Origin of the sequence: Streptomyces sp. WAC 04229, assembly GCF_003947455.1 — a bacterium.
GTDB lineage: Bacteria > Actinomycetota > Actinomycetes > Streptomycetales > Streptomycetaceae > Streptomyces.
This window is the reverse complement of record NZ_QHJH01000047.1, coordinates 1-17033: the sequence shown is the minus strand read 5'-3', so window position 1 is coordinate 17033 and position 17033 is coordinate 1. Positions and strand designations below refer to the sequence as shown.

General features: G+C 72.0%; 14 protein-coding genes. 11 read left to right on the top strand and 3 right to left on the bottom strand.

The annotated features are described in order from the left end of the window. Nucleotides 1-111: 111 nt before the first annotated feature. From DMH12_RS15610 to DMH12_RS15570, 8 genes are all read left to right on the top strand, one after another. Nucleotides 112-1410 (top strand): hypothetical protein, encoded by a 1299-nt coding sequence (locus tag DMH12_RS15610; RefSeq protein ID WP_125492180.1) that lies wholly within the window; start codon nucleotides 112-114, stop codon nucleotides 1408-1410. A gap of 66 nt (nucleotides 1411-1476) precedes the next feature. After that, nucleotides 1477-2136, top strand: a complete 660-nt coding sequence (locus tag DMH12_RS15605) for a TlpA disulfide reductase family protein (RefSeq protein WP_125492179.1) — start codon at nucleotides 1477-1479, stop codon at nucleotides 2134-2136. Between the two features lies 1 nt (nucleotide 2137). Then, on the top strand, nucleotides 2138-2908 hold the full coding sequence (locus DMH12_RS15600) for a cytochrome c biogenesis CcdA family protein (RefSeq protein WP_125492178.1): 771 nt from the start codon (nucleotides 2138-2140) through the stop codon (nucleotides 2906-2908). A gap of 3 nt (nucleotides 2909-2911) precedes the next feature. Beyond that, complete coding sequence (locus tag DMH12_RS15595) at nucleotides 2912-4639, top strand: cytochrome c biogenesis protein ResB (RefSeq protein ID WP_125492177.1); 1728 nt, start codon at nucleotides 2912-2914, stop codon at nucleotides 4637-4639. After that, the gene (ccsB, locus tag DMH12_RS15590) at nucleotides 4636-5760 is read left to right on the top strand and encodes a c-type cytochrome biogenesis protein CcsB (RefSeq protein WP_125492176.1); all 1125 of its coding nucleotides are present in this window, start codon (nucleotides 4636-4638) and stop codon (nucleotides 5758-5760) included. The genes DMH12_RS15595 and ccsB overlap by 4 nt, the downstream gene beginning before the upstream one ends. A gap of 200 nt (nucleotides 5761-5960) precedes the next feature. Then, nucleotides 5961-6659, top strand: a complete 699-nt coding sequence (locus DMH12_RS15580; RefSeq protein ID WP_148107528.1) for a serine/threonine-protein kinase — start codon at nucleotides 5961-5963, stop codon at nucleotides 6657-6659. Next, nucleotides 6548-8038: a PQQ-binding-like beta-propeller repeat protein gene (locus tag DMH12_RS15575; protein ID WP_125492173.1), complete on the top strand. Its 1491-nt coding sequence runs from the start codon at nucleotides 6548-6550 to the stop codon at nucleotides 8036-8038. Before DMH12_RS15580 ends, DMH12_RS15575 begins: the two co-directional genes overlap by 112 nt. Nucleotides 8039-8085: 47 nt before the next feature. Further along, the gene (locus DMH12_RS15570; RefSeq protein WP_125492172.1) at nucleotides 8086-10353 is read left to right on the top strand and encodes a protein kinase domain-containing protein; all 2268 of its coding nucleotides are present in this window, start codon (nucleotides 8086-8088) and stop codon (nucleotides 10351-10353) included. Here DMH12_RS15570 and DMH12_RS15565 read toward each other — a convergent pair. Continuing rightward, nucleotides 10340-11764 carry a condensation domain-containing protein gene (locus DMH12_RS15565; protein ID WP_125492171.1) on the bottom strand — a complete coding sequence of 475 codons (1425 nt, stop codon included), beginning with the start codon at nucleotides 11762-11764 and terminating at the stop codon, nucleotides 10340-10342. The two genes, DMH12_RS15570 and DMH12_RS15565, sit on opposite strands and share 14 nt — an antisense overlap. Nucleotides 11765-11911: 147 nt before the next feature. Between DMH12_RS15565 and DMH12_RS15560 the strand changes: the two genes are divergently transcribed. Both DMH12_RS15560 and DMH12_RS15550 read left to right on the top strand, forming a co-directional pair. Then, nucleotides 11912-12535, top strand: a complete 624-nt coding sequence (locus tag DMH12_RS15560) for an O-methyltransferase (RefSeq protein ID WP_185832334.1) — start codon at nucleotides 11912-11914, stop codon at nucleotides 12533-12535. A 292-nt stretch (nucleotides 12536-12827) separates the two neighbouring features. Beyond that, nucleotides 12828-13724: a hypothetical protein gene (locus DMH12_RS15550; protein ID WP_125492169.1), complete on the top strand. Its 897-nt coding sequence runs from the start codon at nucleotides 12828-12830 to the stop codon at nucleotides 13722-13724. A 61-nt stretch (nucleotides 13725-13785) separates the two neighbouring features. Here DMH12_RS15550 and DMH12_RS15545 read toward each other — a convergent pair whose 3' ends face one another. Further along, nucleotides 13786-14694, bottom strand: a complete 909-nt coding sequence (locus DMH12_RS15545) for an alpha/beta fold hydrolase (protein WP_125492168.1) — start codon at nucleotides 14692-14694, stop codon at nucleotides 13786-13788. A 246-nt stretch (nucleotides 14695-14940) separates the two neighbouring features. Next, complete coding sequence (locus tag DMH12_RS15540; protein ID WP_125492167.1) at nucleotides 14941-15543, bottom strand: TetR/AcrR family transcriptional regulator; 603 nt, start codon at nucleotides 15541-15543, stop codon at nucleotides 14941-14943. A 199-nt stretch (nucleotides 15544-15742) separates the two neighbouring features. On the opposite strand from DMH12_RS15540, the gene DMH12_RS15535 reads away from it, so the two are divergent. After that, the coding region (locus DMH12_RS15535; RefSeq protein WP_148107527.1) for a serine/threonine-protein kinase at nucleotides 15743-17033 on the top strand (1291 nt) is incomplete at its 3' end.

Here is a 17033-nt window from a genome sequence, read left to right as displayed (position 1 = left end):
CCCCGCGGGGTGTGACACCTGTTACCGAACCCGCACACATTTCCGGAACCCGCTCGTTCGTCGCGTCCTCTTGCCCAGTGACCACCCAAGGACGCGACGAACGAGGTTGCGATGCGCACTTCCAACCGCACTCTCACCCGCAGGGGGATGCTCGGACTCGGCGCCGGCGCCGCGGCGGCCGTCGGGCTCGCGGGCTGCGGCTCCGGTTCCCACCAGTCGTCGGCCGGCTCGCACCAGGCCGGTGACTCCGGCGAGCCCTCGCCCTCCGGCAGCGGCGAGGCCCCGGCGAAGCCGATCGGCGACGGCTCCACGGCGTACACCGGCAAGCAGCCGCACCAGCCGGACGCGCCGGTGCCGTTGGAGCCCGGGCAGACGCCTCCGCAGTTCGTCGTGTTCTCCTGGGACGGTGCCGGCGAGGTCGGCAACGGGCTCTTCCCGCGCTTCCTCGACCTCGCGCAGGAGCACGGCGCGCACATGACGTTCTTCCTCTCGGGCCTGTACCTGCTGCCCGAGTCGAAGAAGCGCCTCTACGACCCGCCGAACAACCCGCGCGGCGCCTCCGACATCGGCTACCTCACCGACGCCCACATCAAGGACACGCTGAAGAACGTCCGCCGGGCCTGGCTGGACGGCCACGAGATAGGCACCCACTTCAACGGCCACTTCTGCGGTGGCGGCGGCTCGGTCGGCAACTGGACGTCCGCGCAGTGGCGCAGCGAGATCGACCAGGCCAAGTCCTTCGTCAAGGAGTGGCGGACCAACAGCGGCTGGACCGACCTGCCGTCCCTGCCCTTCGACTACGACAAGGAACTCGTCGGCGGCCGCACGCCCTGCCTGCTCGGCCAGGACGACCTGCTGCCCACCGCCCGCGAGCTGGGCTGGCGCTACGACGCCTCCTCGCCCGGCGGCCGCCAGGTGTGGCCGGCGAAGAAGGACGGCGTCTGGGACTTCCCGCTGCAGCAGATACCGTTCCCCGGGCACTCCTTCGAGGTCCTCTCGATGGACTACAACATCCTCGCCAACCAGTCGGTCAACTCCACCAAGGCCCCCGCCCACAACTACCCGGGCTGGCGCGAACAGGCCACCAACGCGTACATATCCGGCTTCAAACGGGCGTACGAGGCGAATCGGGCACCCTTCTTCATAGGCAACCACTTCGAGGAGTGGAACGGCGGCATCTACATGGACGCCGTCGAGAACGTCCTCAAGCACGTCGCGCGGGAGAGGGAGAAGGGCGAGGACATCCGGCTCGTCTCCTTCCGCCAGTTCACCGACTGGATGGACGCGCAGAAGCCGGAGGTGCTGGCCAAGCTGCGCACCGTCGAGGTGGGGCAGCGGCCGGCCGGTGGCTGGAACGCCTTCCTCAAGGACGCGCCGGCCACTTCGGGAGCACCCTCGAACGCCGCCTGAAATGCGGGTTTCCGGCCGTAAGGGGGGTGCGCAAGATCCTCGGAACGGACATGCGAAACTTTTCACATGAGTGCCGCCAGCCGCGCCCCCCTGCGCTCGAACCGCACCGCCGCCCGCCTGAGAGGGCGCGCCGTCCTTGCCGTCGGCGCCGCCGCCGCGGCGCTGCTCGTGTCCGCGTGCAGCTCCGGCGGCACCTCGGGCGGCGGCGGCCAGACGGGCTTCATCACCGGCTCGGACGGCATCGCCACCGCCGAGAAGGGTGAGCGCGCCGACGCCCCCGAGCTGTCCGGCAAGACCGTCGACGGCGGACAGGTCGACGTCGCCGACTTCAAGGGCAAGCTCGTCGTCCTCAACGTCTGGGGCTCCTGGTGCGGGCCCTGCCGCGCCGAGGCCAAGAACCTGGAGACGGTCTACAAGGACACCAAGGACCAGGGCGTCCAGTTCGTCGGCATCAACACCCGCGACACCTCCACCGGGCCGGCCCGCGCCTTCGAGAAGGACTACGGGATCACCTACCCGAGCCTGTACGACCCGACCGGCAAGCTGATGCTCCGCTTCGAGAAGGGCACCCTCAACCCGCAGGCCATCCCCTCGACGCTCGTCATCGACCGGGAGGGCAAGGTCGCCGCGCGCACCCTCCAGGCGCTCAGCGAGGAGAAGCTGCGCAAGATGCTCGACCCGTTCCTCACCGACGGATCCGCCGGCTCCGGCAAGTCGGAGAAGTGACGTGTCCGCAGTGACCACGCTGGCCGCCGAGGGCTACAACGGCACGGTGCTCAACGGCGCCCTCCTCGTGGCCCTCCCCATCGCCCTGCTCGGCGGCCTCGTCTCCTTCTTCTCGCCCTGCGTGCTGCCCCTGGTCCCCGGCTACCTCTCCTACGTGACCGGGGTCACCGGCAGCGACCTCGGCGACGCCCGGCGCGGCCGGATGGTGGCCGGCGCCTCCCTCTTCGTCCTCGGCTTCACCGCCGTCTTCGTCTCCAGCGGGGCACTGTTCGGCTACTTCGGCGACACGCTCCAGGAGAACCGGGGCGTGCTGAGCAAGGTGCTGGGCGTCTTCATGATCCTCATGGGCGTCTTCTTCATGGGCCTGATGCCCTGGCTCACCCAGCGCGAGTTCCGCTTCCACAAGAAGCCCGTGAACGGCCTGGTCGGCGCCCCGGTACTCGGTGCCCTGTTCGGCATCGGCTGGACCCCCTGCATCGGCCCGACCCTCGCCTCCGTACTCGCGCTCTCCGCCGACCAGGGCACCGCCGGCCGCGGCGCGATACTGACCGTCGCCTACTGCCTCGGCCTCGGCGTCCCCTTCGTCCTCGCCGCGGTCGCCTTCCGCAAGGCGCTCGGCGCCTTCGGCTGGATCAAGCGGCACTACGTCTGGGTGATGCGCGTGGGCGGCGTCATGATGATCGCGACCGGCCTGCTGCTGGTCACCGGCGCGTGGGACACCATCGTGCAGGACATGCAGACCTGGTCCAACGGCTTCACTGTGGGGATCTGACCGATGAGCAAGACGACAACGGGCGAGACCCCGACAGCCACCGAGGACGGAGACCTCGGCGCCGCCGGCTCCCAGCTCTCCACCGCGCCGAAGGAGGAGGCCCCGAACCTCCCCTCGCTCGGCGTGATCGGCTGGGCCCGCTGGTTCTGGCGCCAGCTCACCTCGATGCGCGTCGCGCTGCTGCTGCTCCTGCTGCTCTCCCTGGGCGCGATCCCCGGGTCGCTGATCCCGCAGGACGGCGTCGACGCGATGAAGGTCGAGGAGTTCCGCCAGAACCACGACATCCTGGCGCCGGTCTACGACAAGCTCGGCCTCTTCCACGTCTACAGCTCGGTGTGGTTCTCCGCGATCTACATCCTGCTGTTCGTCTCCCTCATCGGCTGCATCGTCCCGCGCACCTGGCAGTTCGTCGGCCAGCTCCGCGGCCGCCCGCCCGGCGCCCCCCGCCGCCTGGACCGGCTGCCCGCCTACACCAGCTGGCGCACCGGGGCCGAGCCCGAGGAGGTCCGCGAGGCCGCGCTGACGCTGCTGAAGAAGCGCCGCTTCCGCGCGCACGCCGTCGGCGACGCCGTCGCGGCCGAGAAGGGCTACCTGCGGGAGGTCGGCAACCTCGCCTTCCACATCGCGCTGATCGTGATGCTGATCGCCTTCGCGTGGGGCCAGCTGTTCAAGTACGAGGGCAACAAGCTGATCCTGGAGGGCGACGGCTTCGCCAACACCCTCACCCAGTACGACGACTTCAAGTCCGGGAACCTCTTCGACCAGGACCAGCTCGACCCGTTCAGCTTCTCGCTGAAGAACTTCCGCGGCACCTACGAGCCGACCGGCCCCAACCGCGGCACCCCGCGGATCTACGAGGCCCACGTCACCTACAGCGAGGGCGCGGACGGCGCCGAGAAGACCAAGACCATCAAGGTCAACAAGCCGCTGGAGATCGAGGGCTCCAAGGTCTACCTCGTCAGCCACGGCTACGCCCCCGTCGTCACCGTCAAGGACGCCAAGGGCGACGTCGTGATGGACAAGCAGGCCGTGGCCCTGCTGCCGCTGGACTCCAACGTCACGTCCTCCGGCGCCATCAAGGTCATGGACGGCTACCGCAACGCGAAGGGCGTCAAGGAGCAGCTCGGCTTCAACGCGTTCTTCCTGCCGACGTACGGCGGCAAGGGCAGCACGATGCTCTCCACCTTCCCGGCGCTGATCAACCCGATGCTCGCGCTCTCCGCCTACCACGGCGACCTCGGCGTCGACGCGGGCTTCCCGCAGAGCATCTACCAGCTCGACAAGACCAACCTGAAGGAGTTCAAGGGCTCCGACGGCAAGCTGTTCAAGAAGCAGCTGAAGGTCGGCGAGACCATGACCCTCCCGAACGGCGCCGGCTCGGTCACCTTCAACGGCATCCACGAGTGGGCCGGCTTCCAGGTCACACAGCAGCCCGGCAGCGGCTGGGCGCTCGGCGGCGCCGTCGTCGCCATCCTCGGCCTGGCGGGCTCCCTGTTCATCCAGCGCCGCCGCGTCTGGGTGCGGGCCGTGCGCGGCGCCGACGGCGTCACGGTCGTCGAGATGGCGGGCCTCGGCCGCAGCGAGTCCGCGAAGGTCCCCGAGGAACTGGGCGACCTGGCCGGGGTCCTCTACGACCGGGCACCGGACGCGCCGCAGAACGACGACGACACCCCCGATTCCCCGGACTCCACCGACACCCACGCCGTACCTGCCGAAGGGGCTGAGAAGTGAATCTCGCCGCCGCGACCAACGAGAATCTGGCGAACGTCAGCAACACGCTGATCTACTCGTCGATGGCCGTCTACACCCTGGCCTTCTTCGCGTACATCGCCGAGTGGCTCTTCGGCAGCCGCAGCAAGGTCGGCCGTACCGCCGCCGCGCTGACCGCCACGGACACCACCAAGGCGGCCACGGCCAAGGGCGGGCCGGCCGTCACCGTGAACAAGGCCGGCGGCACCGCCGTACTGGAACGCCCCGAGGTCGTCGTCCGCGCCGCCTCCGGCTCCCGCGACGTGCCCGACGGGCCCGGCGCGCACGGCGGCACCGTGCAGGGCGACCTGTACGGGCGGATCGCCATCTCGCTCACCCTCCTCGCCTTCGCGATCGAGGCGGGCGGCGTCCTCACCCGCGCGCTGTCGGTGCAGCGGGCGCCGTGGGGCAACATGTACGAGTTCAACATCACGTTCACGACGGTCGCCACCGGCGTGTACCTGGCGCTGCTCGCCCTGAAGAAGAACGTCCGCTGGCTGGGCCTGCCCCTGATCACCACGGTCCTGCTCGACCTCGGCCTCGCGGTCACGGTCCTCTACACCGCCAGCGACCAGCTCGTCCCGGCCCTGCACTCGTACTGGCTGTACATCCACGTCTCCACGGCGATCTTCTGCGGCGCGGTCTTCTACGTGGGCGCGGTCTCGACGATCCTGTACCTCTTCAAGGACTCGTTCGAGAACAAGCTCGCCTCCGGCGGCACGCCCGGCCGCTTCGCCGACTCGGTCCTGGACCGGCTGCCCTCCGCCGCCTCCCTCGACAAGTTCGCCTACCGCGTCAACGCCGCCGTCTTCCCGCTGTGGACGTTCACGATCATCGCGGGCGCCATCTGGGCGGGCGACGCCTGGGGCCGCTACTGGGGCTGGGACCCCAAGGAGACCTGGTCCTTCATCACCTGGGTCGCCTACGCCGGCTACCTGCACGCCCGCGCCACCGCCGGCTGGAAGGGCCGCAAGGCCGCCTACCTGGCCCTGATCGCCTTCGGATGCTGGCTGTTCAACTACTACGGCGTCAACATCTTCGTCTCCGGCAAGCACTCCTACGCGGACGTGGGCCTGGGCACCCTCCAGTCGGTGGGCTTCTGACCGAGGCGCCGCGAAAGGCCGGTTCCCGTGACCCAGGTCATCGGGACCGGCCTTTCGTGTGCCGTCCGGAGACGTGAGGTTTCCGGGGAGAGTCCGCCGTACCGGGGTGGCCGGTGTGCCGAGCGGGAACCGTGGAGGTGTTACCCGGAGTCCGGTGCAGGGAGGGCCCGTTGAGGCGACGGGCCGGACGGGGAGGGCCGGTGGCGTCGTTACCGTTGACCGCGGGGGACCCGGAGCGGGTGGGCCCGTACCGGCTGCTGTCCCGCCTCGGCCAGGGCGGCATGGGGCGGGTGTATCTGGGCCGTTCGCCGGGCGGTCACGCGGTGGCCGTCAAGGTGGTGCGCGAGGCACTGCTGCGGGACGAGCGGTTCCGGCAGCGCTTCGTCCGTGAGGTGGCGGCGGCACGGCGGGTGACGGGCTGTTTCACCGCCGAGGTGGTCGACGCCGACCCTGAGGGCAGTCCGGCCTGGCTGGCCACCGAGTACGTCCCCGGGCCGTCGCTCGCGGACGCGGTGGCCCGCCACGGGCCGTGGCCCGAGCCGGCGGTACGCCGTCTCGGCGCCGCCCTGGCCGAGGCGCTGACCGCCGTACACGCGGTGGACCTCGTGCACCGCGACCTGAAGCCGTCCAACGTCCTGCTGGCGCCGGACGGCCCCAGGGTGATCGACTTCGGCATCGCGGCGGCGGCCGGTGACAGTACGCTCACCGGGACCGGCATGGTCATCGGCACCCCCGGCTTCATCCGCCCGAGCAGTTGCGCCACGAGAAGGCCGGACCGGCAGGTGACGTGTTCGCGCTGGTGGCGGTGCTGGCCTACGCGGCCGCGGGCGTCGGCCCGTTCGGCGGCGGCGCGGCCCATGCGGTCAACTACCGTGTGGTCCACCAGGACCCCGACCTGAGGGGCCTGGCGCCCGCGCTCACGGACGTGGTGGGCAGGTGCCTGGCGAAGGACCCGCTTGAGCGGCCCGCGCTGTCGTGGCTGCTGGGCGAACTGGGGCACGCGGAGCGCGCCGGGTGGCTGCCGGGTCCGGTCGCCGACTCGGCCGCACGGATGCGGGCGCAGGTGCCCACCGAGCCGCTGCCCGGAGCAGGGGACACCGTGCCGCAATCCTCCGCCGTCACCGCCCCGCCGCGCCCCCGGCGCCGCCGCCTGCGGACGGTCCTCGCCACGGCGACCGCGGTGGCCGTCGCCGTGACGGGCACCGTGGTGTGGAAGGTGGCCGCCGGCAGGGACGACCGACCGCCCGCCGAACCTTCGAAGATCGGGGAACTCTGGGAGCGCCCCCTGGAGAAGGGCCAGCGGACGGCCGTGACGACGCAGGCGACGGTCTATCTCCAGAACGAGGACCGCCACGAGATCACGGCGTTGTCCGGGACCGACGGCTCGGAGCGCTGGGGCGGCCCGGTGGCGTTCACGGAGATCCGCCCCGAGGACGAGGACTACCTCAAGGAGATCGTGGGCGACGGTGTCGAGGTCACCGCGGTCTCGGGTGGCCAGCTGTACTACGGGAGCGGAAGGTACCTGTACGCCCTGGACGCGGACAACGGCGAGCCGCTCTGGAAGTACTACGACCACTCCTTCCACCCCGCCCCGGTCGCGGAGGACGGTGCCGCCTACGCGCACCTGCCCGGGGTCTTCTACGTCCTCGACACCAGGACGGGGAAGGCGCTGTGGCACCACACGTTCGGCAGTGGGACGACCCGGGGTCTGACCGTGTCCGGTGGCACGGTCCTGGTACACGACGGGAGGAAGCTGATCGCCGTCGACACCGGCACGCGCAAGCGGAAGTGGACCTACGAGGGCGACAGCGACGCGCAGACGCTGCCCGCCGTGGCGAACGGCAAGGCATACTTCGGCACCGTGGACGGCAGCCTGTACGCCGTCGACCTGGAGTCGGGCGACGAGGTGTGGCGCCGTGCCTTCGAGGGGGAGCTGTGGGACGGCAGACTCGGAGAGGGAGCGAGCCGGCCCGAAGTGGTCGACGGGACCGTGTACTTCGAGAACGACGCCTACGTGTCCGCCTTCGACGCGGACACCGGCCGGCCACGGTGGCGGAAGAAGAGGACCGCCGACGAGGTGACGGCCCTGACGGTGGTGGACGGCACCGTCCTCACCCACGACTCCGACGGGTACCTGAGTGCGCTGGACACCCGCGGCGGAGACCTCCGGTGGCGGGAACGGCTGATCGTGGGTGAGGGCGAAGACCTCTGGCTCGTCGGGAGCACCGTGTACGTCGAGCGTGTCAGCCGGTTGACGGCCTACCGGGCCACGACCTGACCGGCACCGCACAGGTCCTGGACGGCGACGGGTGAGGAGGGGGCGGAGTGCAGGCGTTCACACCGCTGGAGGCGGGGGATCCCGAACGGGTCGGCCCGTACCGGATCGCGGCACGGCTCGGCTCGGGCGGGATGGGCCGGGTGTACCTGGCCAGATCCCCGGGCGGCCGGGCGACCGCCGTGAAGGTGGTGCACGAGGAACTGGCCGAGGACCCCGCCTTCCGGCGGCGCTTCGGGCGGGAGGTCGCGGCGGCACGGCGGGTGAGGGGGCCCTTCACCGCGCCCGTGGCCGACGCGGACCCGGACGGGGACCTGCCGTGGCTCGCCACCGGCTACGTGCCCGGCGTCCCGCTGGGCAGGGCGGTCGCCGCGCACGGCCCCTGGCCCGAGCCGTCCGTACGGGCCCTGGGGGCCGGGCTTGCGGAGGCGCTGGCGGCGATCCACCACGCCGGCGTGGTGCACCGGGACCTGAAGCCGTCCAACGTGCTGCTGGCACCGGACGGCCCCCGGGTGATCGACTTCGGGATCTCGGTGGCCGCCGACGACACCAGGCTGACCACCACCGGAGCCGTGGTCGGCAGCCCCGGCTACCTCCCGCCCGAGCAACTGGTCGGAGGTGAGGCGGGGGCCGCGGGTGACGTGTTCGCGCTGGGCGCGCTGCTGGTGTTCGCGGCGACGGGGAGCGGGCCGTTCGGCGGAGGACTGCCGTTCAACGTCAACTACCGCGTCGTCCACGAGGACCCGGACCTGACGGGCCTCCCGCCCGAACTGGCCGACGTGGCCGCCCGGTGTCTGGCCAAGGACCCGCGTCGGCGGCCCGAGGTGCCGGACCTGCTCGCGGAACTCGGCCGGTGGGAGGCGCCCGACGGAATCCGCGGCACGTTCTCCGCGGCCGGGTGGCTGCCCCCGGCGGTCGCCGCGGACGTCGCCACGCTGCGCGCGGACGTGCTGCCGGAGGAAGAGCCCACCACGGTCACGGCGGACCCTGAGCTGCCGACGGTCACCGTGGGCGCGCCGCCGACCGCCGTCGCCACGGCACGGCTCGGCGTACCGCCCGCCCGGCCCTCGTACGCCGCCAGGCTGCGCGGAGTGGTCCGGCGGCGGCGTACGGCGGTGCTGGCCGGCGCGGGCACGCTCGTCGTGCTGGCGCTCGCCGCCGGCCTGCTCCTGCCCCGTGTCCTCTCCGGCCCGTCGGGTGGGGGCGGCGACGCCGGGAGTCCGGCCGGGCCGACGGCCGCTGCGAGACAGCTGTCGGTGCGTGAACTGTGGCCGTCCGACGTGGACCTCTGGCAGTCGGTGGCCGCCGACGACAAGGTGGTCGGCCGCAGCCAGGACGGCCGGCTGCACGCGCTCGACGCCGGCAGCGGAGATGCCGTGTGGACGTACGACGATCCGGACGCGTTGAACTTCGAGGGCGTGCACGACGGCCTGGTGGTGGCCTCCGGCCGGGGAAGCGGCACGATCCATGGCATCGCTCTGCACAGCGGCAAGCGTGTCTGGAGCGTGGACGCGGAGGCACACGCGCCGCCCGGCACGACGTGGAGCGTGTACCTGCGTGTCGTCGTGACCGGCGGGACCGTGTACGTGAACACCATGTACGACCTGCCCGAGGGTTCCGACGACTACGCCGCGTACGCCGTGTCCGCGCTGGACGCGGCCACCGGGCGGCTGAAGTGGACCAGGCCGGTCCAGTACGGCCTCTCCGACGCGCTCGCGGTGGCGGACGGGATGCTCTACGGCGGGATGTGGGACAGGGAGGGCAGCTACCCCTACGCCCTGGACGCGGACACCGGTGAGCAGCGATGGCGCTACCCCGTGCAGGAGGAGTACGGCAGCGACGTGACGGCGGTCAAGGTGTCGGGGGGCACGGTCTACGCCGGCGACAGCCGCGGCGACCTGCACGCCGTCGATGCCCGCCGCGGCACCCGGCGGTGGACCTACGCACCGGACCTGCAGACCGCCGAGTGGCTGGAACCGATCGTCGTCGCCGACGGCGTGGTCCTCGGCGGCACCGGCGACGGCACCGGAACCAGCGGCCCCGGGGACGTGCACGCGGTCGCCGCCGGCTCCGGCAGACCGCTCTGGACCGCGCACACCGACGGCGAACCGGAGCTGCACGGCCTGCTGGACGGCTCGGTGCTCTTCAGCGAGGAAACGGGCACGCTGCACGCCGCCGACGTACGCACCGGCGAGTCCCGGGCCGAGACGCGTCTGTCGACCGGCAACCCCGACGCAGCCGTGGCCGGAGACCGGGTGTACTTCGACGGCGGCGACGGACGCCTGCACGCGGGGCGGGTCTCCCTCACCCGCGGCTAGGGGCCCTCGGTACCGGGCCCGAGCGGGCCACGCCCGAGATGACGTCCCGCAGGCGTTCGACGTACAGCCGCAGGTTCTTGTGCGCCACGTCGGTGTCCGGATAGCGGCTGGCGAACCAGAGGCCCTCGGGGAGCCGGGTGACCCACGCGCACACCTGGTCGCCGTACGAGACCCGGAGCAGGGCGTACGCCGACTGGTCCGGCCAGTGGCCGGCGCCGGGGACGTCGCGGGCGTCGACGTACGAGACGATCGAGTACAGGTCGGGCGAGGTCGGCCGGAAGTCCGTGCCGAGCAGGCGCAGCACCCGGTCGATCGGCATGCGGGACAGCCGCCGGTTGGCCTGGAGTTCGGCGCGTACGGTGCGCAGGGCGCTCGGGAAGTCGTGGGCCCGGTCCACCGGGACCTCGATCGGGGCGCCGCCCACGTACCAGCCGACGGACTCCGACCACTGGGACCGGGAGCGGGTGTGGAAGGGGACGACGGTGCGGTAGACCGGCTCGCCGCCGATCTCGTGGACGATCAGGGCGGTCGCGGCGAGCACACCGACCAGGCTGCCGCCGTACGGGCGGCAGTACGCCTCGAAGGCGGCGGCGTCCTCCGCGTCCACCAACGGCTCGCGCAGCATGTGCTGTTCGGGCAGGGCGGCGCCCGGCTCGACCCCGAGGTCGACGGGGAAGGACGGCAGCCGACCGTCGCACCGCCGGATGAACTCCCGCCAGCGGGCGACGATGTCGTGGGTGCCGTCGATCCGGTCCGCGTCGGCCCGCTCGGCCTCGCAGAAGTCGACGTAGGAGCCGACGCGGGACCGCGGCACGGTCCGGCCCGCGACGCCGGCCGCGTACAACTCGCCCACCTCGGCGGGGATCCGGTAGATCGAGTACGCGTCGACGTTGCTGTGGTCGAAGGCCATGTAGACGCTGACGCCGTCCTCGCGGACGACCGCCGTATAGATGAGGTTGGGCCAGCGCAGCGCGTCCGCGACCCGGTCGAAGCGGTCCTGGAGGTGGCGGGCGAGGACGGTCGCGTCCGGGAAGTCGCCGACGTCCTCGCGGTGCAGGGACACGGAGTCAGCGTCGAGGGTGAACCGCCGCATGTCGTCACCGCTCTCGCCGCCCCACCGGAAACCGCTGCGCAGGGTCTCGTGCCGCAGGGTCCAGGCGCGCAGCGCCTCCTGGAGCACGTCGAGGTCGACCGGGCCGGGGATGTCGAAGGCGGTGCCGAGCCAGGTCGGCACGAACAGCCCGTCCTCGCGCACCGACCGGGCCGTGCGGATGTGCGACTCCTGGATATAGGCGGGTGGTCGCGCGTCCTCGGGCAGCGCCGCCGCGAGGTCGAGCGTCCTGGCACTGAGCGTCCACTCGACGAGGCGCCCGGGCCGGATCTCGCAGCGGTGGATGTCGGTCATTCGCACGAGGGGTCTCCGTTCGCAGATGTAACAGACCCGACCAAGGGAATGCCGTTTTTACGACCGCACACCGGCCGTGTCGCCACGGTTCAACGGAACGGATGGCCTTTCGAACGGCGGTACGGCAGCCAGGGTGAGGTCATAATGCGGGACATGTCACTTCAGGGGACGGACGCCTACCGGGGCGACGACCCCACCCTGCCGGCACTGGTCGCCCGCGCCGTGGCGGCGGCCCGAGCCCACGGCTTCGCCTTCTCCTGCCGACCGGAACAGGGGCGCCTCCTCCACCTGCTGGCGGCGGGCGCACCGCAGGCCATCGCGGAGACGGGCACGGGCTGCGGCGTGGGCCTGGCGTGGCTGGCCTCCGGCGCCCGCCCGGGTGTCCGGCTGCTCAGCGTCGAACGCGACCCGGAGCGGGCCGGCGTCGCCGCGTCCGTCTTCCGGGACCACCCCCGGGTCGAGATCCTGCACGGCGACTGGCGGCGCGTCGAGGAACACGGCCCGTACGACCTGCTCGTGCTCGACGGCGGCGGCCAGGCCAAGGGGGACGACGCGGCCGACCCCTCCCGGCTCCTCACCCCCGGGGGCACGCTGGTGGTCGACGACTTCACCCCGGCCACCACCTGGCCACCCCTCTTCGACGGCGCCCCAGACCACCCCCGCCTGCACTGGCTCGACCACCCCGCCCTGCGCTCCACCGAACTCCGCCTCGCCCCGGACCTCGCGGTGATCGTCGGCACCCGGCTGCCGGGTCGTCAGGCGTCCGGCTGGCGGTAACTCCCGGAAACGATGGGGAAGAAGAACCTCACCGAGCTCTCGCCCCTCCCGCCCACGACGTCGACTCACTCGCCTGGGTGAACATCGTCGGGTGAGCCGGATGTCGGAGCCTTCAACTCCCTTACGCGCAGGGCAACAACCGCTGGCATATGTCGGCCGGGCCCCGCTCGACACGCGCTCCGGAACTGCGACCGCTGCGACCGCGGCTTACGGGACCGCCCCGACACGGAAAGCCACCGCCGCGGCTGCCGGACAGCTGCTGCCCTGCACCCCAGAACCACCAAGGAATCCCATGGTCAGCCCGCCCCACGAGGCGATGCACCGCATCTTCCAGCACGACCCCGGGCTCTTCAGTCGCGTCTCGCGGTTCCTCGGGGTCGACATCCCCAGGCCCATCGGAGCGACCGCTCTCCCGACCGACCTCACCGAGGCCAGTCCCGTCGAACGCCGCGTGGACACGCTCCTGCGCTTCGAGACGGCAGAGCAGGGCGCCTTCCTCCTGGCCGTCGAGGCCCCGGGCAAGAAGGACCCGGACAAGCCCGCGAGCTGGGCTTACTACGTCTCGTACCTGTGGACGAAGTACCGGCTGCCCACGGCACTCCTCGTAGTCTGTCAGGACCACGGCACCGCGAAATGGGCCCAGCAACCGGTATGCAGCGGACCGGACCAGCTACCCACCCTCACCCTGCGCCCCCTGGTCGCCGGCCCGCACAACATGCCAGTGATCACTGACCCTGACGAGGCCCGCGCCGACCTCGTGCTGGCCAGCCTGTCGGCCATCACGCACGCTGCGGAACCGGTCGTCAATGCGATACTGAAGGCCCTGTCCACCGCATTGCGGGACGCGCCCCAGGACGTCGCGGACCCCATCGTCGAATTCACCGCCCATGGACTGGGCAACCGCCCGGCCAAGCACCTCTGGAGGAACCTGGTGGCCGCGGACCTCTCCTTCTACAAGTCCTACATCTCCGAGGAACTCCGCGACGAAGGTCGTGCACAGGGCCTCGAACAGGGCCGGGCGCAGCGTGGTGCCGAGGATGTCCTGCTGGTCCTCGAGCAGCGTGGCCTCGAGGTCCCCGACCACGTCCGCGTCCGCATCACCGAGTGCGCTGATCCCGACATCCTCCGCCACTGGCTCGCCCGCGCCGTCACCGCACCCAGCGCCGAGGCGGTCTTCGAGGACGAGTGACCCGACGCCGAAGACCCCGGGCCGTGGCAGGGGAGGCCACGGCCCGGGGCCGGTCTGAGGGTCAGCGCTGATGCGCTGCCCGGCGGGTGACCTTCTTGATGGCCTTGAGGGCGAGGTCGGGGCGGTCGGTGTGGATGTAGTGGCCGGTGCCCTTGGCGGTGGTGAGGTGGCTGCGGGTGGAGAGGGCGCGCCATTCGTGCTGGCCCTCGGCCCACATGCGCTCCAGGGCGGGGCCGTACTGGGGGACCTCGGCGTACTGGGACTCGTGCTTGAGGATCTCGACCGGGATGCGGCCCGCGGAGCGGACCCGGCCGTCGGCGATGACGAACTGCTCCGGGTTCTGGCCCTCGTTGACGGCGAGGGCGCCGGCGCGGACCTGGGCGGGGATGCCGGTGGCGTCGGCGGGGATGGTGCGGTTCATGTCGCGGGTGAGGTGGGGGATGGTGGCGTCGAGGAGGACGAGGCCCTTGACGCGGTCGGTGTGGTGAGGGGTGTAGCGGGCGGCGATGTAGCCGCCGAGGGAGTGGCCGGCCAGGACGACGGGGCGGTCGCCGGCGAGGCGGTCGAGGACCTTGGTGAGGAGCCTGCCGGTGTCGTCCATGGTCTGCAGGGTGCCCGGGGCGGGCTTGTCGCTGGCGCCCTCGCCGAGGCGGTCGTAGGAGCAGACGCGGTTCGTCCCGCTCACCGTCTTCTGGAGGGGGGCCATGTTGTCCAGGCCCTCGCCGCCGCCGGCCATCAGCACCACCAAGGGCTGGCCAGCGTCGTCGGCCTTGCCGGAGCAGGAGACGTTGACCGTGTGGCCGTCGACGCGGAGCTTCTTCGTGCCGGTGAAGGTGGCTCCCTTCGAGGCGGCCTCGGACGCGGTGCCGGTGGTGGCCTTGGCGTACTCCTCGTTGAGGACGAGTCCCGCACCGGCGACGGTGCAGACCACGGCGATGGCGGCGGTGGCCTTGGCGAGGGTGCGGAACATGAGGGCCTCCAGCAGGCATGGTGGGGGTGGGGCAGCGGGTGAGTGGGGTTTCTCCGTCGGCGTCCGTAGGCCTCGGGCGGCCTCGGTTCGGCCTCCGGCGGCCTCGGTTCCGCCTCCGTCGACCTGTCGTGCTCGGCGACTGCTGAAGACTCTATGGACGGGGCCGTCCGCGATCGTCACCCCGCGGTGGACACCTGCGTGTAGCTCCCCCGGGGGACAAGCCGCCCCGTCTGCTCCCCGTCCGCCCTACTCCCCGCCCGCGCTGATCGAGCGCCAGATCCGGTCCGGCAGCACCTGTGCCGCCTCCTCCAGGTCCAGGTCCCGGATGCCGGCGACGTGGCGGCGGGCGACGGCCACGACCGGGCCCAGGACCAGGGACTCCAGCACGGGCTGGGGCAGCGGGGCCAGTTCACCGGAGGCGATGTGCGGCTGGGCCCACGCGGCGAACGCCGACACGGGCGGCGCCTGCGCCTCCAGCGTCTCCCGGGCCCTCGGCATCATGCGCTCGTCGGCGTAGGGGGAGTGGAGGAGCAGGGCCGCGCCGGGATGGTCGCGGACGAAGGCGAGGTACGCCTCCACCACCGCCCGGATCCCGGCCCGTGCGCCCTCCGTGGCGATCAGCGCGGTGACCAACTGCCCCATCAGCCTGCCCGTCCAGCGTTCCGTGAGGGCCGTGAGCAGGCCGTCCAGGCTGCCGAAGTGGTGGTACAGGCTGCCGAGGCTGACGCCGCTGGTCCGGGTGACGGCGGTGACGGTGACGCCCTGTTCGCCCGACTCCGTGTAGAGGCGCAGCGCGGCTTCCAGGAGCCGGTCGGAGGTGACCTCACCGCGGTGCTGCTTGGGGCTCATGGTCAGGCCGTTCTCGTCGTCCGTGCCGGGGCTGGTGCTCGATGCCGTTCTAGAATCATTTTCTAGAAAGCACTTCCAATTCTACGTCCTCCTGGCTCAGACTGTCCCACGTCGGACGCGCGCGTCCGCCCGGATCCAGGAGGGGAGCGGGCGGGCCGCGGGTCTGCGGTCGGCAGGGCAACGGGGAGACGGGGCAGGCGTGTTGGAGCTGGACGGCAGCGGTGCCGAGCCACTGGAGGACGAGGACCCGCGGCGGATCGGGCCGATCCCGCTGATCGGACGTCTCGGCGCGGGCGGCATGGGCCGCGTCTACCTCGGCGTCCACGACGGGCGGTACGCCGCCGTCAAGCAGCTGCTGCCCTCGATCGTCGCCGAGGACAAGGACTTCCTGCGCCGCTTCGGACACGAGCTGGACAACCTCGCGCGCTTACCCGCACGGGCGACCGCGCCGCTCCTCGCGGGCGACCGCACCGCCAGTCCGCCGTGGTTCGCCACCGCCTACGTCCCGGGGCTCACCCTGAACGAGGCGGTCGGCGTCCACGGGGGCCCGCTGCCCGCCGACGCGCTGTGGCTGCTGCTCCGCGAGGCCGCATCGGGGCTGGCGGCGGTGCACGCGATGGACATGGTGCACCGGGACCTCAAGCCGTCCAACGTGATGCTCACCCTCGACGGCCTCACCCTCATCGACTTCGGGGTGGCCCGCGCCGCCGAGCAGAGCCGGCTCACCCGCACCGGCATGGTGGTCGGCACGCCCGCCTACATGTCGCCCGAACAGGCGTCGGGGGCCGGGAGTTCGTCCGGTGCCGTCGACGTGTTCGCGCTCGGCTCCGTCCTCGCCTACGCGGCGACCGGCCGGCCGCCCTTCGGCGAGGAGTCCGGGCACGCCGTCCTCTACCGGATCGTGCACGAGGAACCCGACCTCGGCGCCGTACGCGAGCTGGATCCGGACCTCGCCGACGTGGTCGCCGCCTGCCTGGACAAGGATCACGAGGGACGGCCGACCGCCGCCGAACTGGTCGACATCACCGACCGGCACGGGCCGTTCACACCGCCGTTGTGGCCGGAGTCCGTCACCGGACGACTGGCCGGGCGCGCCGCCTTCGCCGAGACGGTCCCGGACGCGGCGGACCTGCGCGCCGAGGTGCCCGAAGCGGTGCCTGACGCGGTGCCCGTCGTGCCGCCCGCCGTCGCCGCCGCCGAGCCGGAGCGGCGCGAGCGCCGACGCCGTACGCGCGTCCTGTTCGCCGTGATCCCGGTCGTGGTCGGCGCCGCGAGCACCATCGCCGTCCAACTCCTGCCCCATGCCACCGACTCGGATGCGGAGGCGGGCGCCGGTCCGGCCTCCTCCGTCCCGGCCTCCGCCTCGGCGCCGGCCGACCCCGCGGCCTCCCCGTCGAAACCGGGGAAGGAGAGCCCGACGCCCAGCACGTCGGCGTCGCCGTCGGCGTCCGCCTCGTCAGGGGGCCAGGGGCGCGACGGAGGGGGAGCGG